The organism is bacterium SCSIO 12696 (genome assembly GCA_024397955.1).
Taxonomy (GTDB): Bacteria; Pseudomonadota; Gammaproteobacteria; order Pseudomonadales; family Porticoccaceae; genus SCSIO-12696.
The window spans coordinates 803,114-823,283 of the sequence record CP073744.1 but is presented as its reverse complement, the minus strand read 5'-3'; the positions used below and the strand labels follow the sequence as shown (position 1 = coordinate 823,283).

Sequence of the window (20,170 nt, the reverse complement as noted above, 5' to 3'; positions counted from 1 at the left end):
GATGAGAGTGACGATACTCTCAGGGTACTCTCGTGGTTTGGGAGCGGCCATGCTAGAGCACTTGCTGCCGAAACTCAGCGCTACCCATAAGTTGATATGTGTAGGGAGGGCGGCTGTCAAATTTACTGATCCCAATTTGTCGCTTTTCAAATGTGACTTGTCGAGTCAGGTGGATTGGAGTGGTTTGTTGGACGCTGTGCCGACAAAGGTGGACGAGCTTCGGGTGATATTAAATGCTGGGACCATTGAACCAATTGTAAAAGTAGGAGCTATTTCTCCGGAAGCATTTACTCAATCAACAATGATTAATTATATTCAGCCAGTTTTGATGGTTAATCAGCTTGTAAGTTTGCTTGAGGAACCTGATATATCAATGAAGGTGGTAAACATATCAACTGGTGCGGCTTCCCGTCCAATTGCAGGTTGGGGTGCCTATTGTGCAACAAAATGTGCTGTTAAAATGCATCTTGAGGTTTTAAAGCAAGAATATGATGAGCAAGTTTCGGTGGCTCATCTTGATCCTGGGGTTATGGATACAGGTATGCAGGAGACAATACGCTCTAAGAGTGTGGAGGAATTTCCTGATGCCGCATATTTTGCAGAATTGAAGGAGAGCGGAAAGCTGCGCTCCCCATCAAGTGTTGCAAGAGAGATATTTGATGAAGTGGATGAGCTATGAAGATAGCAGTGATCTCTGATATCCATGCCAATATTTTTGCTCTTCAGGCTGTTCTGCAAGATATAGACAAGAATGGATGTGAAAAGATTTACATTCTTGGTGATTTGGTGGGGTATTACTACTGGCCAAAGCAGGTCATTGATTTGATTCGTTCTGATGAGCGCATGGTGACTATACGAGGGAATCATGAAGATCTCCTTGCGAGATCTTTAAAAGATCCTGAGTTCTTGGAGCTCTGTAAAAGAAAGTATGGTAGTGGTCTTGAGTATTGCAGAGAGCAGTTATCAGGTGATGACCTGAAGTGGTTGGATGAATTGCCAGAATCAGAACAACTGAAAGTTGAAGGTGTTGAGCTCGGTTTTTTTCATGGCAGTGATTTACATGTGGATGAGTATGTTTACCCTGATGTGAGTCCTGCACGATTAGATGAAATATCTGGCTTTGATTTTGTATTCTTTGGTCACACTCATTATCCCGTTGTATTTTCACGGCCAAATTGTACTGTGGTCAATCCGGGTTCTGTGGGCCAGCCTCGAGATGTTGGTTCCTTGGCAAGTTATGTGGTTTTTGATGTGGCGAATTTGGCTTTGGCTAAGCGAAGGGTTCCCTTCGATAGCAAACCTATCAAAGAAAAAGCACAAGAAATAGATCCGGGTTGCTCTTATCTGGTCAGGATTCTTGAAAGGAATAATCCTTATGCCTGAAAGTAAGATTTCCTCAATGAGGGTATTAGTCAGTGGCGCTTCTGGTGATATTGGTCTGGGGATTGGCCGAATCTTAAAAGAAGATACGTCGGGAAAAGTTTTTGGATGCGATATAACTCCCGATGGAATTGGGAAGTGTGTTTTTGATGATATGTTCAGTGTTCCCAGGGCTGATGATGCATCCTATATTGAAAGTATTGAAGCTCTAATATCGGAAAATAATATCGAAGTATTTATCCCGACAAGTGAGGCTGAAATCTCCGTTCTATCGAATTCTGGTGTCGATTTTGGAAGGCGTGCCGGATGTCATGTTGTCATGGCTAACGCAACTGTTGTTAATGTCTCACTGGATAAATATGCGACTGCCCGGTTTGTCGAGAAAAATGGCTTGAATAGTCCGTGGACATCTTTGGTTGAAGTCTCTGCCCCGCAGGCCCTTCCTTGTATTTTCAAGCCTCGAGGCGGAAGGGGGAGTAAGGACGTTGAGGTGGTCAAGACAGAAGAAAGGGCTCGTGAGTTGTCAGGACGGCCAGATTATATCTGGCAGGAATTATTACTTCCTGATGACCAGGAGTACACCTGCGGCTTATATGTGACTGCTTCTGGAGAGGTTAGGTCAGTAATATTCAAGCGCAGTCTTTCTGGCGGTTTGACAGGAAAAGGCGAAGTCGTAGAAAACGATGAAATTAGACTTTACCTTGAAAAGCTGGCTGAACGACTCGGGCTGGTTGGTGCCATAAATGTCCAGCTTAGATTGACCAGTAGAGGGCCTGTATTGTTTGAGATAAATCCGAGATTCTCAAGCACAGTGGTTTTTCGTCATAAGCTAGGGTTTAAGGATTTGATCTGGTCTCTGGAAGAGTTGGCTGGAATGGAGCTTGATGACTATGCGCCGCCCAAAAACGGGATAAAGTTTTATCGTGGGTATGCAGAGTATATAGAGGATTAAGATTGCGCCATGTCTGATTATATTGAAATTGATGGTCGAAAAATTGGTAGGGCGTTTAGGCCTTATGTGATATCGGAGTTATCTGCAAATCACAATGGTGACATTGAGCGGGCATTTAGAATTATTGAAGAGTCTAAAAAGGCCGGAGCAGATGCAGTAAAACTGCAGAGCTATACACATGAAACAATCACAATGGACTGTGATTCAGATGAATTCCTGATTCGTGGTGGTCTCTGGGATGGTAGAACTCTTTATGATCTGTATAAAGAAGCGCACATGCCCTGGGATTGGCATAAACCGCTATTCGAAAAAGCAAGAGAGCTGGATATTACAATGTTTAGCTCGCCTTTTGATCATACAGCAGTAGATATGCTGGAAAATCTGGGGGCGCCAGCGTATAAAATTGCTTCGTTTGAAGCGATTGATATCCCGTTGATTAAGTATACGGCTGCCACGGGTAAGCCAATGATTATCTCTACCGGAATGGCGACTAAGGATGAGATATCAGAGGCCATTGCAGCAGCAAAAGACGGGGGTTGCAAGGAGCTAGTGGTACTTCATTGTGTGAGTGGTTATCCCGCCCCGGCTTCCGATTACAACTTGCTGACAATTCCAGACCTGGAGCGTGAGTTTGGTGTTATTGCCGGACTATCTGATCACACAATCGACAATACAACTGCGGTAGCTTCCGTTGCATTGGGTGCATGCGTGATTGAAAAGCATGTAACTCTAAGCCGATCTGGTGGAGGGCCTGATGATAGCTTCTCGTTGGAGCCTAGAGAATTGAAAAATCTTTGTGATGGCGCTCGAATTTCTTGGGAGTCACTGGGTCGGGTTAACTATGATCACAAGGAAAGTGAAAAGGGGAGCTTGGCATTTAGGCGCTCGTTGTATTTTGTGCAAGATGTGATGCCAGGGGAGATTATTACCAGTACGCATGTCAGGAGTATTAGGCCTGGCTATGGTTTGCCCCCCAAGTTTTACGATCAAGTTATGGGAAAAAAGGTTAAGGCTCTCTGTAAAAGAGGAAACCCTGTTAAGTGGGATTGTTTTGAGTGAGTGGAGGGGGTATGAGTAGATTGCTGAAAAGGGTGGTGCATCGATTTTATCCACTCAGTAATTTTATGTTCTATATGCAGCGTATGTTTATGGAGCCAAGGGCAAGGGAAAATATAAGGAAGGTTTTTGCCAAGAGATTGCCCAGTCCTGAGTCTCAATTAGAGGTTTGCACCAAGGATATTGAAAGGTTGAAACATGACGGATTTCTCAACCTTGGAAGGTTGTTCACGGATCAGCAAGTAAAAGAGATAACAGAGTACCTTTCTCGAGAGAAAGTTTATGACCGATGGGATGTGGAGGGCGGACTTTTTGATGCATCATCGCCGCCTGAGAAATGTCATACTGCGCTGTATCAAAGTAAGTCTGTTGTATCTTGTCCCCACATTCTTGATGCGGCGAATGATCCGAAGGTCTTGTCGCTCGTGGAGTCGTATTTGGGTGTAAAGCCAACGATTTCAAATCTAGCGGTCTGGTGGTCTTATGCAGGTCATTCAGAAGCCCAAGAGGCTGAGTTTTTTCATAGAGATGTGGATGATTTGAAGTTTATTAAATTATTCGTGTATTTGACTGATGTGGATTCTGGGTCTGGGCCACATGTCTTTGTGAAGGGAAGTCATAGTTCTAATAAGTGCAAGGTTATTAGGCGCTATACAGATGAAGAGATTGTCTCTCACTTTGGCAAGGAGAATATAGTCGAATTTTCCGGAGAGGCGGGCGATTCATTTTTGGAGGACACATTTGGTATGCACAAAGGGACCCTTTGTGAATCTAGGGATCGCTTGTTGTTTCAAGTTCAGTATTCTCTTCATCCAATTGGTATTTATAAATATTCTCCGGTAGGTTTGCCGAAAGAAGATGTGATTGGCATCGATTCATACGTGAACAGACTATACGTGATGGGAGAGTAAATTATGCCTTCTGGAGCTAAAGCGGCACTTCACTCCATTGCTGCGTCGCTTGTAATGAGGGTACTTTCTAAATGGGGGGTATTTCTTTGTTCATCCGTAGTAAGGATTCTTGGAATACTGAAGTCACGTGCCTATTTGAAGGTGGGCACGGAAAGCGTGATCCACTATACCACTGAAATCAAATATCCAGAAAATATTGAGATAAAAGGGGTGGTGACAATCGGTCCAGGATGTACGCTGGGCGCAAAAGGTGGAATTGAACTGGGCGACTTGGTTCGATTTTCTAAAGGTGTTGTAGTCGAGACTGCTTCTCTAGATCTTAATTCAGGCCTTCCATATAAGCATGTGGCCCAAAAGACCATAATTAATGATGGGGTTTGGCTTGGATCAAATGTTATCGTGCTTGGTGGTGTTACGATTGGTCGAAATGCTGTAATTGGGGCTGGTGTGGTTGTCTCGAAAGATGTGCCCGAAGGGGCAATTGTTGTAGGCGGCAAGAATCGTGAGATTGTGAGGAAAGGAAGTTATTAGTATGAGGTTTTTGTTTGTTGAAAATCGATATAAAACTTTCTTTTGGGAAGCCATTGCTGAGAGTCTGATTTCTAAAGGACATGAGATTTTCTGGTTGGTTCAGAATAAGAACTTTAGGCCTTCATCTGGAGTTGTGTATCAGCTTCCGTACCCCAGGAAAAAGGATCTGGTTGATGATGAGTTTGAGGCCGGTTCTGCTTTGAGTTTTATTAAAAGTTGCGATAGGAATATTAATTATTTTGGTGGCAGTTCAGCTCACTATCGCTTTTACTTTGAACGGATATCTGAAGCTTTGAATGAAATTTCTCCTGATGTTTCGGTAGGAGAGCCAACTCTATTTCATGAATTGATGGTTGTGGATTGGTGTAATAAAAATTGTGTTCCCTATCTTCATCCGTCGAGCCCAGGATATCCAACAGGCCGCTTGACTGTTTATTCAGGGTGGACAAAGAGCTCCTATGCAGGGAGCGGTGATGAGGTGTCTGTTGAAGATTGTATCTCATTAATCAAAGAGATATCTGAGCGGAATGTTGTTCCCGATTACATGAAAGATCTGGGTGCTGAAAAGAGAGAGCTGCCGCGGCCTGGTAGTGTACGGGATAAGATTCGAATTTTATCTGCCTATCTCTCGGGAGAGCGATTTAACACACCTTCTCCTATCCGGAAATTCAAACTTAACAAGTTATTGTCCGGGAAAAGAGAGTCTTGGAATTTAATTTCTGAAGCTAAGTCAACTGCTCTTGGAGACAAGTGTGTGTTGATGTATCCGATGCATATGCAACCAGAGGCAAATATTGATGTGTGGGGTAATGCGTGGCGTGACCAGACCGATTTGATTCGCAGGCTTGCCGATATGCTTCCTGATGATTGGATCTTGGCTGTCAAGCCGAATCCAAAAATGAAATATGAACTGACGAAAGAGCTTCTTGGTGTTGTCAGTAGTGAAGAGAGAGTTGTTCCTATTTCTCTTGATGTGAAGATGGAGGACTTTATCCAGAGGGTGGATGCAGTCGTTACTGTTACCGGAACAATTGCAATTGAGTGTTTGCTCTCAAGAATTCCAGTCGCGACTCTTGGTCCATCTGTCGTGAAAGGATATCGAGGGGTTTTCAGCTCGGCGGATCTCTATCTTGGGGATTTGAGCTGCTTAAGGGGCTTTTTGAAAGAAGTGCAGAGTGGTAGTTGGACTTCAGCAACTACCGAGGAGATGGTTGGCTTTGTTAAGTCTGCGTATTCTGAAACATTTTCTGGGTTGGTGAGTGATCCAATGTTTATGCCTGAATGTGTTTCTAGTAAGAATGTGGGGCTGGTTGTTAGTTCTTTGATTTCGGTTATAGGTTCTCGTAAATGAAGAGAGTACTGCGTTGCCTAATTTGTCTTTTTTTTCCAGCTTCGAGTCTCAAGAACCTTTTGCTAAGAGGGCTCGGCTGGAATGTTGATAAGAATGCGAAAATTTGCAACTCGTTGATTCTGACTCGTTCGGTGAGGCTCGGTTCGGGTTCAAGGATAGGGTTCTTTAACGTTATTAAAGTTGATGCGCTGGCATTGTCTGAGAATGCTTATATACAAAATGCTAACAGGATTTCCGGGCCTATTATAGTTGTCCTAAAAAATACGGCGGCAATTGGTAATTTTAATATCATAAGGCGCGCCCCAAAGGGGGTTGTCTGGGGGCGATCAATCTTAAAATTAGGCATGTTGTCAAAGATTACTTCGAGACACTATATGGATTGTACGAGGAGTGTCATCCTCGGGGATTATACAACGGTTGCGGGGATTGGTTCCCAGCTATGGACTCATGGGTATATCCATGATGTGAGAGGGACGGGGCGGTTTAGAGTTGATGGCTCAATCAGAGTAGGGAATAACGTATATATCGGATCATCAAGCATATTTAATGCTGGAGTGACGGTGGCCCATGGGGTCACGGTTGGGGCGGCTTCGGTTGTAGCCAAGTCTTTACTCGAGCCTGGTATGTATGTTGGGCAGCCATTGCGATACATTCCTTTCGAATATGAGGAGTCGCGTTCACGATATCCTAAAGTGAAGTCGAAAAAGCTCGTTGAAGAAGTTCATAACAAGAAGAATGTCTATGGTTAGCGCTGCGTCAAGGATTTTTAGCAAGCTGTTGCATCACGGGTTTGTCTTTTTTTTTGCTAAAAGCTCTGTGTTACTTGCCCCATTACTGGCCGCCTATCTTCTTGGTGAAAAATCTTACGGGGATATAGAGTGGAGCATTTCTGTCGCCTTGATTGTGGGAGCAGTTGTTTCTTTGGGAAGTGGTGGAGTGATATCTTATGATTTGCTTGGTGACAATAAGAGCGGAAGGATATCGTATGCTCTAAGGTATTCCTTACTATTAGGTGCGACTTTATCAGTTGCTTCAGTAGTGGCGCTCATATCAGGGGTGTCAAATGAAGTTGTCTCGTTGATTCTATCTTTGTGCGGACTTTATTGCTTTCAATGTGCTCTTTCATCCTATATGAAAGCATCTGGTTTTGGCGCATACGCATCTGTGGTAGAGAGTTCGATTTATATCTCTCTCCTAGTTTATCTTGGTGTTTTTTACTGCTTTAGTGCAGGGCTTGATGCTTATATCTACTCTGTTTTAGTGACGTCGTTATTAATCAGTTGTGCTGTTTTTGTGATCTCTACATCTAGAAGTGCCAGTGGCTTTTTCTTGGTGTCGGAATGGTTGCCCTTCCTGAAAAGAGGAGTTCCAATTATGGTCTCTTCTGCTTTGGCTGTTTTTTTGTCAGTTTCACCAAGATTTCTGCTTGGAATTAATGGTGATACTCAGGCTGTAGCTGAGTATTCGGTGATGTTTAGATGGGCTTCAATCGCGATAGTTGCTCATCAATTCGTTTCTACAGTTTTTTTTCGGGAAATATATTCAGCTGAGTATAAAAGCTTTGAAGCGCGCATATTGATTGTCGCATTGGCTGTGGTCATTCTTTCGGTGGTAGTGTTTTTCGGAGTTTTGTTTGCTCAAGACTATTGGGATTTTGGTGGAGCCTCTCTAAAGAGCGAGTATCTTAATTTGGTTCCATTTTTTATTGTCTCTATGGGATTGTGGTCTGCCACGGCTTCCTTGGAGGGGGGGCTGCATCGCAATCACCTGAGCTTTTGCCAATTGAAGTCGCTAGTCTTCGGTTTGATGGCAATGCTGTCTTTGTATCTTTATTTCTATTTCAATGGTGGTGTTGGATTAAAGCAAATATTGCTCTCCTGGGTTCTTGCCTATAGTGTGACCTGCTTTTGTCAAGTGTATTTTTTTAAGAAACATATGGCCGATAGTGTGGTCAGGCTGCTCTCTGCTCTAGTTTCATTGTTAATGATTCCTTTGCTTTATTTTCTTGTATTTTAAGTTGTGGGGAATTTTTTGGTGAAGAGTCAACAGGATATGTTGGTGTTTCGGTTGGCGATGCCTTCGCCGATAATGACGTTGTTGTGTGGGATTTTAATCTTTGTACTAATCTATCTTTTTTCGCCAATAACAACAGACTACTCCTTCCGTTGGGAAGGGGTGGGCTATGTTGTTCTCTCCTGTTTGTTGCTCATTGTAGGGTTAGCTATTGGCGCTCGGTTTGTATTTAAGCGAGTTCAACTTTTAGCTGTATCAAGAAGAAAGACGCTAAAAATATGGCGCTGTAGTCTTGTTGTAGCTGGAGTTGGGGCGCTATTGCGGATATATGATAGAGCTATCGTTCGTGGAGCATCGTTAAGTGGGGACTTTTTTGCAGCGAGAGAGTCGCTGGCAGAGGCAGGGGTTGGATTGGCTTCAATAGCTTCCGCAGTGACTGTGCCATTTTGCTATGTTGTCATATTTATGTCATTTATTGTTTGGCGAACTGGCATGAGGAACTTTTCTCGCCTTCTTTGGTTGATTCCAATTGCATTGTTTCCTGCTCTGGATGCGGTTTGGATCGGTTCCAGATCTTCAGTCCTCGTTCTGGCCAGCTTTATCTTGGTCTGTTTGTTGGTTTTTGAAGTTTTTCGTACGCATAAGTGGGTTCTTCCTGCGTTCGTAATGTTTATGGTTGCAGCTATATGGGGGAGTGGCTTGCTGTTCATATCGCGAACTGAGCAAATGGGATTGGATCCAATAGTTAGTGCATATATGTCGGGGTACGCTGAGTTTGCGACAATAAGTGATGGTGCTGTCGCAATCTTGGAGAGAGGCGATCTCTCAGGTATGGATTCCTTGTTGTTTGGGGTTATAAACTTTTCCCAATATTACACGCATGGTTTTTTTGAATTTCTATACTTGTATGAAAATCATAAATCATGGCATTCCATGGGAGCTTATAGTTTTAATGTTTATCTCAAATTTGTTAGTTATATGATTCCACTAGGAGATTATTCCTCAGTTGTGGAAGATGCCCAGGTTCGACAAGGGGTGTTTAACACAATTCTTGGTCCAGTTTTTATTGACTTTGGTGTTTTGGGCTATTTTTTTGTTCTTTTTTTAGGGGGGCTTATTGGCCTCGTTTCGAGGAAAGCTATGAAAGGAAGTGTGTCGGTGTATCCGATGCTAATATATTTTTTAATATGTCTTTTCTTTGCTCCTGTCGTAAGCTTGTTAGTATTTGCTCAGGGGCTTTACACGATTACATCATTTATATTTTTTGCCTTCTTGTGCAAGGTATTAGGATATAGAGCAGAGGTTTTTCGATAGTTCTGAGATTTTTATGAAAATATTGCAGTTGGCTAAATTTTACCCTCCAGAGTTTGGTGGAATTGAACAGGTAACATCCGATTTGGCGGTAGGTATCACTCGATGTGGTCATTCCGGAGATGTTTTATGCTTTACTAAAAAACCAGAATCTCGCAAGGAAGAACTCCCAGAAGGTCTAGTCTTTAGGCAGTTTTCTAGGATAGTTCTATCTTCTACGCCACTTTCATTTTCTTATATAAGAAAGTGGGCCTTACTGCGAAAGAGCTATGAGCTTATTCACTTACACGCGCCTAACCCAATTGCATCTTTAGCCGTATTTCTGTTTCCTTTGGTTCGTAAACAAAAGCTCGTAGTTCATTGGCATAGCGATGTTGTTAAGCAGAGGCTTCTGCTGAATCTTTTTAAGCCTCTTCAGAATTTTATGTTGAGGCGGGCTGATGTAATCATAGTAACCTCTGAAGTTTATATGGAAGGTTCGCAAGATTTACAGCCTTTTCAAGAGAAATGCCAAGTAGTTCCCATAGGGATTGAAGACCGGATAGATGATGTAGAGTTTACGGCAGCAAGGCTACTTCCAAAGAATGCGAGAAATAAAAAGATTGTTCTTGGTGTTGGCCGATTAGTTTATTATAAAGGCTTTGAGTACTTAATACGCTCTGCCTCTGGATATCCAGAGGATACTATTGCAGTCATAGCTGGCGTAGGCGAGAAAGAGGCAGAGTTGAAAAATTTAGTGGTCGACTTGGGGCTTAGTGATAAGGTCTTTATTCTTGGCCGAGTTGAGTATTCAGATCTTTTGTCTTTGTACAGGCATTCATATATATTCTGTATGAGCTCAGTAGAACGCTCTGAGGCATTTGGAATAGTTCAACTTGAGAGTATGATGTTTGGTAAACCCGTAATATCTACTGAAATCCCTGGAAGCGGAGTACCTTGGGTTAATCAACATGGTAATTCAGGTATAGTAGTTCCACCAAAGAGTGCAGAGGCTATTTGTGCTGCTGTTATCAGGCTTCATGATAATGAAAATCTTTATTCGGCTATGTCGAATGGTGCGAGGAAAAGGTTCGAGGAATTCTTTCTTGTAGAAAAAATGGTCAAAGAAATCGTGCAGATTTACCAGGGTCTTATGATTCCTGGAAAGGCAGCTTCCAAAACTTAATAAGATAGTATCTTACGCCTTCTGGCTTTACCTATGATAAGTAATAGATACTTAACTTTTTTTGATGCTTTGTAAGCATGCCTCAGTATGTAAAGGTGTATGAAAAAGACTAAGCCGAATACTCCTGTGCTAATATACTGAGGCACGTTTGAGAGGCTGATGCCAATAATTGCGCATAAGCAACTATAAATGATTATTGTAATAAGAGACTGCCTCGAGCTAAGTCCACCTTTGATAAGAATGTGATGTAAATGTGTCTTATCTGCATTGAGTGGTGACTGTTTTTTTAGCACTCTCCGGATCATTGTGCTAACCATATCGATTAAAGGCACAGCGATTAGCCAAAGCGCAGTTATGGGTTTTATCTGAGTATTGCCTTTTTGTGTAAAATAAATCATCAAGCCTGCGATAACGAATCCTAAGAACATGCTTCCGGCATCACCCATAAAGATTTTTTTACTGGATTTTCTAGAACACTTTAGATTAAAAATTAAAAATACTGAAATGGATACAGCAAAAAAGCAAAGAAGATTAATTTCACTCTCAGAGGCGCGTGGATACACGGTAATCAGTAAGCCAAGAATTGCTATTAAGGACATTGAGCCTGCTAAACCATCAATGCCGTCAGTCATATTATAAGCATTTGTGATGCCTGCAACCGCCAGTACAGTTACTGGTATGGCGAGCAAGCCTAACTGAATTGATCCAATGCCAATAATATCACCTACAGATTGCAAGCTAAGCCCGGCACCTGTTGCCAAACCCAAGCTAGCGAGAATTTGTACCATAAGGCGAAATTTAGCTGATATATCGAATTTGTCATCAATCAGGCCAGTTACAGTTATCAAACCACCTAGCGCAAGTAAACCCATTAGCTGTCTATTCAGCTCGCAAAAAATAGTACAGCCAAGAATGACTGATATGTAGATACCTAGGCCGCCAACTAGAGGTATATTTCCTGCATGATCTTTTCGTCCATGGGGAATGTCGAGTAGCTTTACTTTATGAGCCACCGGCACCAGAAGAGCTGTTGAAATAAATGAAGTAACGCAGAGAAAAGCAATGGGTATCCAATGTGCAGACATAACTAATATTCTCAATATTCCCTATCGACTGGGCACGGGCACTAATTGTATCTAGTGAATGTTAACTTTTTATGTACTCGTAATCTAGATAGGGATATCCAATTTATTCGCCTTGAACAACGTCTCGCATCTCAATTGGGATGACATTTTATCTACAAAAAAGGCCAGCAATGTGCTGACCTTCTCGTTTTTGGTTTTATAGCCTAATTACACTATCTGTTTGGCTCCGCCTGCTGGGCTCGAACCAGCGACCCAATGATTAACAGTCATTTGCTCTACCAACTGAGCTAAGGCGGAACGGATCAGCTTGCGCTGAGGTCGCGTATATTAGGCATCTGTCTCTGGTGCGTCAAGTCCTTATGCTGAAAATTTCATTTCTTTCTAACTATCTGATTTTATTTGATAAATGGCTCGATTCTGATCTTTGGTGGGGTATTTCGGTGCCATTGCCAGTATAGTAGCGAGTTTTCATCCAGCGCTTGGTGGCTTTGTGAGCGACAAAACCTTCTCTATAGACAGCAACTACTCCCCGGCCGGGGATCAACCCACGGCTATCCAGGGCCTGGTTGCGGGTATCGAGTCTGGATTGGCTTCACAAACCTTGCTAGGGGTTACCGGTTCCGGCAAGACCTTTACAGTCGCTAATGTTATTCAGGAAATTCAGCGTCCCACCATTGTTCTTGCTCACAACAAGACGTTGGCTGCCCAACTTTACGGGGAATTCAAAGAGTTTTTCCCCAATAATGCGGTGGAATATTTCGTTTCCTACTACGACTACTATCAGCCAGAAGCCTACGTGCCATCTTCCGATACGTTTATCGAGAAGGACGCTTCTGTAAACCAGCATATCGAACAGATGCGCTTGTCAGCCACCAAGGCTTTGCTAGAACGTCGCGATGTGGTGGTGGTAGCTACTGTTTCTTCTATATATGGCTTGGGTGATCCAAAATCCTACCACCAGATGGTGATTCATTTGGTGCGTGGTGAACGTATTGATCAGCGCACATTGCTGCGTCGCCTTGCAGAGCTGCAATACAGTCGCAACGATATGGATTTTCGTCGCGCCGTCTACCGCGTGCGTGGCGATGTGATTGATGTTCATCCTGCGGATTCTGAGTTTGAAGCGTTGCGAATAGAGCTGTTCGACGATGAAGTAGAGCGGTTGTCAGTATTTGATCCGCTGACTGGCGAAATCCTCCGCCAGGTACCCCGTTTTACTATTTATCCCAAAACCCACTATGTCACTCCCCGCGAAACCATTCTGGAAGCTGTTGAGCAAATCAAGCAAGAATTGGTCGAACGCTTGGAGCAACTGCGTTCCAACAGTAAATTGGTGGAAGCCCAGCGCTTGCAAGAGCGTACTCGTTATGATTTGGAAATGATGCAGGAGCTGGGTTATTGCACCGGCATTGAAAATTACTCACGTTACCTGTCTGGTGGCCAGCCCGGTGAGCCGCCGCCATGTTTGTTCGACTACCTGCCAGACGATGCGTTGATGGTTATCGACGAATCCCACGTTACTATTCCTCAGCTTGGCGCTATGTATAAAGGTGACCGTTCTCGCAAGGAAACTCTTGTGGAGTTCGGCTTTCGCCTGCCTTCAGCGCTGGATAACCGCCCATTGCGGTTTGATGAATGGCAACATCTGGCTCCGCAAGCAATTTTTGTTTCGGCCACACCTGGCAAGTACGAGGGCGAGCATGCCGGTGAAGTAGTGGAGCAAGTGGTACGTCCCACTGGTTTGGTAGACCCAGAGCTGGAAGTTCGTCCAGCTGGTACTCAGGTGGATGATGTGCTTTCTGAGATCAGTATTCGGGTGGCGGCGGATGAGCGGGTGCTCATTACGGTGCTCACCAAGCGGATGGCGGAAGATTTGACGGAATACCTGGCAGATCATGGCGTCCGCGTTCGCTACCTGCACTCAGATATTGATACGGTTGAGCGCGTTGAAATTATCCGTGATCTACGCAGTGGCGAATTCGATGTGTTGGTGGGGATTAACTTGCTTCGGGAAGGTTTGGACATGCCAGAAGTCTCTCTGGTGGCGATTTTTGATGCAGACAAGGAGGGTTTTCTGCGCTCAGAGCAATCACTGATCCAAACCATTGGCCGTGCCGCACGCCACGTAAATGGCAAGGCGCTGCTCTATGCAGATCGGGTAACTGGTTCTATGCAGCGCGCCATGGACGAAACAGAGCGTCGCCGCAGCAAGCAGGTTGCTCATAACGAAGAACATGGTATTACCCCTAAAGGCGTTAAAAAAGCTGTAGTAGATATATTGGAAGGCGCAGTGATTCCAGGTATGCCAAGAAAAGGCCGTTTGCAGAAAGTGGCTGAGGCCAAGGCTGAATATTCGGTGGGCATCGCAATTGATGATCCGAAACAGCAAGCGATCCGCATCGCTGAGCTGGAAGAGAAAATGTACCAGTGCGCCAAGAATCTGGAATTTGAAGAAGCGGCCAAAATACGCGATCAGATCGCAAAAGTACGGGCTGCTGTATAGGTCTGTGAAAGGGTAAGTGGTATTATCGGCGCCTTGCGGCGAGCCAGTGCCGGCGAACGCCAACTAATGGAAACTTGATAGCAGGAATCAAATAAGTCAGATGGATAATATAGAAGCGACTCGTCAGGCAAGTGATGAGATTGATTTAAAACAGCTGTTTACCAATATGTGGGCTGTTCGCCGCTCAGTGATTGTGGCGGTTGTGTTGGTCACCTTGGCTTACTGGGGGCTGTGGGCAGTTAAGCAGGTATTATCGCCTTCACCCTCTACATACAGCAGAGTTATCCAGTTTACCTTTAAAGGCGTAGAGCAGGGCAAGTACCCAAACGGAACACCCTTTCGCATCGCGGATGTTGTTTCCCCTAGAGTATTGTCCACAGCCTATGAAGAGAGCGGCCTAGCTGAGCTTAATGTGCCACAAGCCGCATTTACTCAAAGTTTCACCATTCAGTCTTATGCCCCTGACTATGATCTGATTGTTAAAAAGTACGAATCGGCAATTGGCCGAAAAGGCATTACTGGTGAAGAAATTACTGCGCTTCAGGAAAAGATGAAAATGGAGCTGGAACAGGCCAGTGTTCGCTCAGCAGTGATTTCATTTAAACCATCCAAAGGTGTACGTCTGCCTGAAAACGAAATCGACAAACTGCTCCTGGATGTGCCCCGCTTGTGGGCAGAAAAAGCTATTGATAGCGATGGCGTTGCAAAACTCGATATCGCCATCTATTCCAGCAAGATGTTTGATCAAGAGCGGTTTGACTCTCTGGATTACATGATCGCTCTGGACTTGGTTAGGGATAACGTTGACCTCATTAAGCAAAATATCGAAGAGTTGCTGACTCGCCCAAACGGCCAGGTAGTGGTAGATGAAGAATCAGGTTACCGTTTGACCGACCTGGAAAAAGCCATTGCTGACGTAGTGACATACGATTTGCAGCAGCTGGTTACCCCCATACAGGATTTGGGTGTTACCAAAGACATGGAAATTGTGCGCTTATACTATGAGTACAAAATCAGAGATCTGCAACGAGAGAAAGAGCACGAGCTGTCTCAAGCTGAGGTAATTCGTGAAACATTGGATCGTTACAACTCTACTTTATCGAAAGGTGGATCTATAAATGGTGCGACTTCAAGTGCCACCCCTCAATTGGATGGTGAGTTTCTTGATCGAGTGATTGACCTGAGCCAGAAGGGTGAGGAGTTGAAGTACCGCCAAGACCTTACCAATGAGATTCTAGAGCATAAAAAGAAGGCATCGGATATCGACTTTGATATTGCCAAAATGAAAGCGGTTCTAAAGGCTGTATCTGACAATGGTGCCCAAAGTGACGTTAAAGAACGTTATGTGGCGACCCTCGAGCAACGCTTTCCGGTCATTTTGGCAAAACTAAAATCCTATGTGGAAGTGACTAATCGCTTGTACGACAAGCTGAGCAAAGAAAGCTTTGGTTACAGCGGCGTTCTATACAAAACAGGCGGTTCCGACGAGATGAAAGTAACGGGCTCTTTGGTAGGCAAGCGCGATGTGTTGATCTATGCGCTCCTGTTCTTCCTTACTTTCTTCGGCGTTATGGTAGTAGCAATGATGGTGAATTGGTTGAAAAAGCCAAGCTGAGCCTTGCTAAGCTGTAAGAGCGCTGCTAAATTACGTGCCCTCAAACGAACACTAGACGCGTAGCTCAGTTGGTTAGAGCACCACCTTGACATGGTGGGGGTCGTTGGTTCGAATCCGATCCCAATGTGCAGACATAACTAATATTCTCAATATTCCCTATCGACTGGGCACGGGCACTAATTGTATCTAGTGAATGTTAACTTTTTATGTACTCGTAATCTAGATAGGGATATCCAATTTATTCGCCTTGAACAACGTCTCGCATCTCAATTGGGATGACATTTTATCTACAAAAAAGGCCAGCAATGTGCTGACCTTCTCGTTTTTGGTTTTATAGCCTAATTACACTATCTGTTTGGCTCCGCCTGCTGGGCTCGAACCAGCGACCCAATGATTAACAGTCATTTGCTCTACCAACTGAGCTAAGGCGGAACGGATCAGCTTGCGCTGAGGTCGCGTATATTAGGCATCTGTCTCTGGTGCGTCAAGTCCTTATGCTGAAAATTTCATTTCTTTCTAACTATCTGATTTTATTTGATAAATGGCTCGATTCTGATCTTTGGTGGGGTATTTCGGTGCCATTGCCAGTATAGTAGCGAGTTTTCATCCAGCGCTTGGTGGCTTTGTGAGCGACAAAACCTTCTCTATAGACAGCAACTACTCCCCGGCCGGGGATCAACCCACGGCTATCCAGGGCCTGGTTGCGGGTATCGAGTCTGGATTGGCTTCACAAACCTTGCTAGGGGTTACCGGTTCCGGCAAGACCTTTACAGTCGCTAATGTTATTCAGGAAATTCAGCGTCCCACCATTGTTCTTGCTCACAACAAGACGTTGGCTGCCCAACTTTACGGGGAATTCAAAGAGTTTTTCCCCAATAATGCGGTGGAATATTTCGTTTCCTACTACGACTACTATCAGCCAGAAGCCTACGTGCCATCTTCCGATACGTTTATCGAGAAGGACGCTTCTGTAAACCAGCATATCGAACAGATGCGCTTGTCAGCCACCAAGGCTTTGCTAGAACGTCGCGATGTGGTGGTGGTAGCTACTGTTTCTTCTATATATGGCTTGGGTGATCCAAAATCCTACCACCAGATGGTGATTCATTTGGTGCGTGGTGAACGTATTGATCAGCGCACATTGCTGCGTCGCCTTGCAGAGCTGCAATACAGTCGCAACGATATGGATTTTCGTCGCGCCGTCTACCGCGTGCGTGGCGATGTGATTGATGTTCATCCTGCGGATTCTGAGTTTGAAGCGTTGCGAATAGAGCTGTTCGACGATGAAGTAGAGCGGTTGTCAGTATTTGATCCGCTGACTGGCGAAATCCTCCGCCAGGTACCCCGTTTTACTATTTATCCCAAAACCCACTATGTCACTCCCCGCGAAACCATTCTGGAAGCTGTTGAGCAAATCAAGCAAGAATTGGTCGAACGCTTGGAGCAACTGCGTTCCAACAGTAAATTGGTGGAAGCCCAGCGCTTGCAAGAGCGTACTCGTTATGATTTGGAAATGATGCAGGAGCTGGGTTATTGCACCGGCATTGAAAATTACTCACGTTACCTGTCTGGTGGCCAGCCCGGTGAGCCGCCGCCATGTTTGTTCGACTACCTGCCAGACGATGCGTTGATGGTTATCGACGAATCCCACGTTACTATTCCTCAGCTTGGCGCTATGTATAAAGGTGACCGTTCTCGCAAGGAAACTCTTGTGGAGTTCGGCTTTCGCCTGCCTTCAGCGCTGGATAACCGCCCATTGCGGTTTGATGAATGGCAACATCTGGCTCCGCAAGCAATTTTTGTTTCGGCCACACCTGGCAAGTACGAGGGCGAGCATGCCGGTGAAGTAGTGGAGCAAGTGGTACGTCCCACTGGTTTGGTAGACCCAGAGCTGGAAGTTCGTCCAGCTGGTACTCAGGTGGATGATGTGCTTTCTGAGATCAGTATTCGGGTGGCGGCGGATGAGCGGGTGCTCATTACGGTGCTCACCAAGCGGATGGCGGAAGATTTGACGGAATACCTGGCAGATCATGGCGTCCGCGTTCGCTACCTGCACTCAGATATTGATACGGTTGAGCGCGTTGAAATTATCCGTGATCTACGCAGTGGCGAATTCGATGTGTTGGTGGGGATTAACTTGCTTCGGGAAGGTTTGGACATGCCAGAAGTCTCTCTGGTGGCGATTTTTGATGCAGACAAGGAGGGTTTTCTGCGCTCAGAGCAATCACTGATCCAAACCATTGGCCGTGCCGCACGCCACGTAAATGGCAAGGCGCTGCTCTATGCAGATCGGGTAACTGGTTCTATGCAGCGCGCCATGGACGAAACAGAGCGTCGCCGCAGCAAGCAGGTTGCTCATAACGAAGAACATGGTATTACCCCTAAAGGCGTTAAAAAAGCTGTAGTAGATATATTGGAAGGCGCAGTGATTCCAGGTATGCCAAGAAAAGGCCGTTTGCAGAAAGTGGCTGAGGCCAAGGCTGAATATTCGGTGGGCATCGCAATTGATGATCCGAAACAGCAAGCGATCCGCATCGCTGAGCTGGAAGAGAAAATGTACCAGTGCGCCAAGAATCTGGAATTTGAAGAAGCGGCCAAAATACGCGATCAGATCGCAAAAGTACGGGCTGCTGTATAGGTCTGTGAAAGGGTAAGTGGTATTATCGGCGCCTTGCGGCGAGCCAGTGCCGGCGAACGCCAACTAATGGAAACTTGATAGCAGGAATCAAATAAGTCAGATGGATAATATAGAAGCGACTCGTCAGGCAAGTGATGAGATTGATTTAAAACAGCTGTTTACCAATATGTGGGCTGTTCGCCGCTCAGTGATTGTGGCGGTTGTGTTGGTCACCTTGGCTTACTGGGGGCTGTGGGCAGTTAAGCAGGTATTATCGCCTTCACCCTCTACATACAGCAGAGTTATCCAGTTTACCTTTAAAGGCGTAGAGCAGGGCAAGTACCCAAACGGAACACCCTTTCGCATCGCGGATGTTGTTTCCCCTAGAGTATTGTCCACAGCCTATGAAGAGAGCGGCCTAGCTGAGCTTAATGTGCCACAAGCCGCATTTACTCAAAGTTTCACCATTCAGTCTTATGCCCCTGACTATGATCTGATTGTTAAAAAGTACGAATCGGCAATTGGCCGAAAAGGCATTACTGGTGAAGAAATTACTGCGCTTCAGGAAAAGATGAAAATGGAGCTGGAACAGGCCAGTGTTCGCTCAGCAGTGATTTCATTTAAACCATCCAAAGGTGTACGTCTGCCTGAAAACGAAATCGACAAACTGCTCCTGGATGTGCCCCGCTTGTGGGCAGAAAAAGCTATTGATAGCGATGGCGTTGCAAAACTCGATATCGCCATCTATTCCAGCAAGATGTTTGATCAAGAGCGGTTTGACTCTCTGGATTACATGATCGCTCTGGACTTGGTTAGGGATAACGTTGACCTCATTAAGCAAAATATCGAAGAGTTGCTGACTCGCCCAAACGGCCAGGTAGTGGTAGATGAAGAATCAGGTTACCGTTTGACCGACCTGGAAAAAGCCATTGCTGACGTAGTGACATACGATTTGCAGCAGCTGGTTACCCCCATACAGGATTTGGGTGTTACCAAAGACATGGAAATTGTGCGCTTATACTATGAGTACAAAATCAGAGATCTGCAACGAGAGAAAGAGCACGAGCTGTCTCAAGCTGAGGTAATTCGTGAAACATTGGATCGTTACAACTCTACTTTATCGAAAGGTGGATCTATAAATGGTGCGACTTCAAGTGCCACCCCTCAATTGGATGGTGAGTTTCTTGATCGAGTGATTGACCTGAGCCAGAAGGGTGAGGAGTTGAAGTACCGCCAAGACCTTACCAATGAGATTCTAGAGCATAAAAAGAAGGCATCGGATATCGACTTTGATATTGCCAAAATGAAAGCGGTTCTAAAGGCTGTATCTGACAATGGTGCCCAAAGTGACGTTAAAGAACGTTATGTGGCGACCCTCGAGCAACGCTTTCCGGTCATTTTGGCAAAACTAAAATCCTATGTGGAAGTGACTAATCGCTTGTACGACAAGCTGAGCAAAGAAAGCTTTGGTTACAGCGGCGTTCTATACAAAACAGGCGGTTCCGACGAGATGAAAGTAACGGGCTCTTTGGTAGGCAAGCGCGATGTGTTGATCTATGCGCTCCTGTTCTTCCTTACTTTCTTCGGCGTTATGGTAGTAGCAATGATGGTGAATTGGTTGAAAAAGCCAAGCTGAGCCTTGCTAAGCTGTAAGAGCGCTGCTAAATTACGTGCCCTCAA

General features: G+C 44.9%; 15 protein-coding genes and 3 tRNA genes. 15 read left to right on the top strand and 3 right to left on the bottom strand.

Annotated features, from left to right (window positions below):
* Positions 1-7 precede the first annotated feature (7 nt).
* From KFE80_03790 to KFE80_03745, 10 genes are all read left to right on the top strand, one after another.
* A complete protein-coding gene (locus tag KFE80_03790) occupies positions 8-679 on the top strand; it encodes an SDR family NAD(P)-dependent oxidoreductase (GenBank protein UTW46027.1) in 672 nt (223 codons plus the stop codon).
* Positions 676-1,383, top strand: a complete 708-nt coding sequence (locus tag KFE80_03785) for a metallophosphoesterase family protein (protein ID UTW46026.1) — start codon at positions 676-678, stop codon at positions 1,381-1,383. Before KFE80_03790 ends, KFE80_03785 begins: the two co-directional genes overlap by 4 nt.
* Complete coding sequence (locus KFE80_03780; protein ID UTW46025.1) at positions 1,376-2,332, top strand: ATP-grasp domain-containing protein; 957 nt, start codon at positions 1,376-1,378, stop codon at positions 2,330-2,332. Before KFE80_03785 ends, KFE80_03780 begins: the two co-directional genes overlap by 8 nt.
* A 9-nt stretch (positions 2,333-2,341) precedes the next feature.
* Positions 2,342-3,391: a pseudaminic acid synthase gene (gene pseI / locus KFE80_03775; GenBank protein UTW46024.1), complete on the top strand. Its 1,050-nt coding sequence runs from the start codon at positions 2,342-2,344 to the stop codon at positions 3,389-3,391.
* An 11-nt stretch (positions 3,392-3,402) separates the two neighbouring features.
* Positions 3,403-4,299, top strand: a complete 897-nt coding sequence (locus KFE80_03770; protein UTW46023.1) for a hypothetical protein — start codon at positions 3,403-3,405, stop codon at positions 4,297-4,299.
* A 3-nt stretch (positions 4,300-4,302) separates the two neighbouring features.
* Positions 4,303-4,830 carry an acyltransferase gene (locus KFE80_03765; GenBank protein UTW46022.1) on the top strand — a complete coding sequence of 176 codons (528 nt, stop codon included), beginning with the start codon at positions 4,303-4,305 and terminating at the stop codon, positions 4,828-4,830.
* A 1-nt stretch (position 4,831) separates the two neighbouring features.
* The gene (locus tag KFE80_03760) at positions 4,832-6,181 is read left to right on the top strand and encodes a hypothetical protein (GenBank protein ID UTW46021.1); all 1,350 of its coding nucleotides are present in this window, start codon (positions 4,832-4,834) and stop codon (positions 6,179-6,181) included.
* A gap of 741 nt (positions 6,182-6,922) precedes the next feature.
* A complete protein-coding gene (locus KFE80_03755) occupies positions 6,923-8,197 on the top strand; it encodes a hypothetical protein (GenBank protein ID UTW46020.1) in 1,275 nt (424 codons plus the stop codon).
* Between the two features lie 18 nt (positions 8,198-8,215).
* Positions 8,216-9,508, top strand: a complete 1,293-nt coding sequence (locus KFE80_03750; GenBank protein ID UTW46019.1) for a hypothetical protein — start codon at positions 8,216-8,218, stop codon at positions 9,506-9,508.
* 13 nt (positions 9,509-9,521) lie between these two features.
* The gene (locus tag KFE80_03745) at positions 9,522-10,670 is read left to right on the top strand and encodes a glycosyltransferase (GenBank protein UTW46018.1); all 1,149 of its coding nucleotides are present in this window, start codon (positions 9,522-9,524) and stop codon (positions 10,668-10,670) included.
* On the opposite strand, the gene KFE80_03740 is transcribed toward KFE80_03745, so the two are convergent.
* Complete coding sequence (locus KFE80_03740; GenBank protein ID UTW46017.1) at positions 10,667-11,755, bottom strand: undecaprenyl-phosphate alpha-N-acetylglucosaminyl 1-phosphate transferase; 1,089 nt, start codon at positions 11,753-11,755, stop codon at positions 10,667-10,669. The two genes, KFE80_03745 and KFE80_03740, sit on opposite strands and share 4 nt — an antisense overlap.
* A 221-nt stretch (positions 11,756-11,976) precedes the next feature.
* A tRNA-Asn gene (locus KFE80_03735) sits at positions 11,977-12,052 on the bottom strand.
* Positions 12,053-12,245: 193 nt separating this feature from the next.
* On the opposite strand from KFE80_03735, the gene uvrB (KFE80_03730) reads away from it, so the two are divergent.
* The 3 genes from uvrB (KFE80_03730) (at position 12,246) to KFE80_03720 (ending at position 16,000) form a co-directional block, all read left to right on the top strand.
* Positions 12,246-14,258, top strand: coding sequence for an excinuclease ABC subunit UvrB (gene uvrB, locus KFE80_03730; GenBank protein UTW46016.1), 2,013 nt, complete (start codon positions 12,246-12,248; stop codon positions 14,256-14,258).
* A gap of 100 nt (positions 14,259-14,358) precedes the next feature.
* On the top strand, positions 14,359-15,873 hold the full coding sequence (locus KFE80_03725; protein ID UTW46015.1) for a hypothetical protein: 1,515 nt from the start codon (positions 14,359-14,361) through the stop codon (positions 15,871-15,873).
* 57 nt (positions 15,874-15,930) lie between these two features.
* Positions 15,931-16,000: transfer RNA gene (locus KFE80_03720), tRNA-Val, on the top strand.
* A gap of 229 nt (positions 16,001-16,229) precedes the next feature.
* Here the strand turns inward: KFE80_03720 and KFE80_03715 are convergent.
* Positions 16,230-16,305 (bottom strand) — tRNA-Asn (locus KFE80_03715).
* A gap of 193 nt (positions 16,306-16,498) precedes the next feature.
* Between KFE80_03715 and uvrB (KFE80_03710) the strand changes: the two genes are divergently transcribed.
* Together uvrB (KFE80_03710) and KFE80_03705 are read left to right on the top strand one after the other, a co-directional pair.
* Positions 16,499-18,511 carry an excinuclease ABC subunit UvrB gene (uvrB, locus tag KFE80_03710; protein UTW46014.1) on the top strand — a complete coding sequence of 671 codons (2,013 nt, stop codon included), beginning with the start codon at positions 16,499-16,501 and terminating at the stop codon, positions 18,509-18,511.
* Positions 18,512-18,611: 100 nt separating this feature from the next.
* Positions 18,612-20,126 (top strand): hypothetical protein, encoded by a 1,515-nt coding sequence (locus tag KFE80_03705; GenBank protein ID UTW46013.1) that lies wholly within the window; start codon positions 18,612-18,614, stop codon positions 20,124-20,126.
* Positions 20,127-20,170 lie beyond the last annotated feature (44 nt).

Coding starts and splice junctions, on each gene's coding strand:
- KFE80_03785 (UTW46026.1), top strand. CDS start 676: ATGAAGATAGCAGTGATCTCTGATATCCATGCCAATATTTTTGCTCTT.
- KFE80_03780 (UTW46025.1), top strand. CDS start 1,376: ATGCCTGAAAGTAAGATTTCCTCAATGAGGGTATTAGTCAGTGGCGCT.
- pseI (UTW46024.1), top strand. CDS start 2,342: ATGTCTGATTATATTGAAATTGATGGTCGAAAAATTGGTAGGGCGTTT.
- KFE80_03770 (UTW46023.1), top strand. CDS start 3,403: ATGAGTAGATTGCTGAAAAGGGTGGTGCATCGATTTTATCCACTCAGT.
- KFE80_03765 (UTW46022.1), top strand. CDS start 4,303: ATGCCTTCTGGAGCTAAAGCGGCACTTCACTCCATTGCTGCGTCGCTT.
- KFE80_03760 (UTW46021.1), top strand. CDS start 4,832: ATGAGGTTTTTGTTTGTTGAAAATCGATATAAAACTTTCTTTTGGGAA.
- KFE80_03755 (UTW46020.1), top strand. CDS start 6,923: ATGGTTAGCGCTGCGTCAAGGATTTTTAGCAAGCTGTTGCATCACGGG.
- KFE80_03745 (UTW46018.1), top strand. CDS start 9,522: ATGAAAATATTGCAGTTGGCTAAATTTTACCCTCCAGAGTTTGGTGGA.
- KFE80_03740 (UTW46017.1), bottom strand. CDS start 11,755: ATGTCTGCACATTGGATACCCATTGCTTTTCTCTGCGTTACTTCATTT.
- KFE80_03725 (UTW46015.1), top strand. CDS start 14,359: ATGGATAATATAGAAGCGACTCGTCAGGCAAGTGATGAGATTGATTTA.
- KFE80_03705 (UTW46013.1), top strand. CDS start 18,612: ATGGATAATATAGAAGCGACTCGTCAGGCAAGTGATGAGATTGATTTA.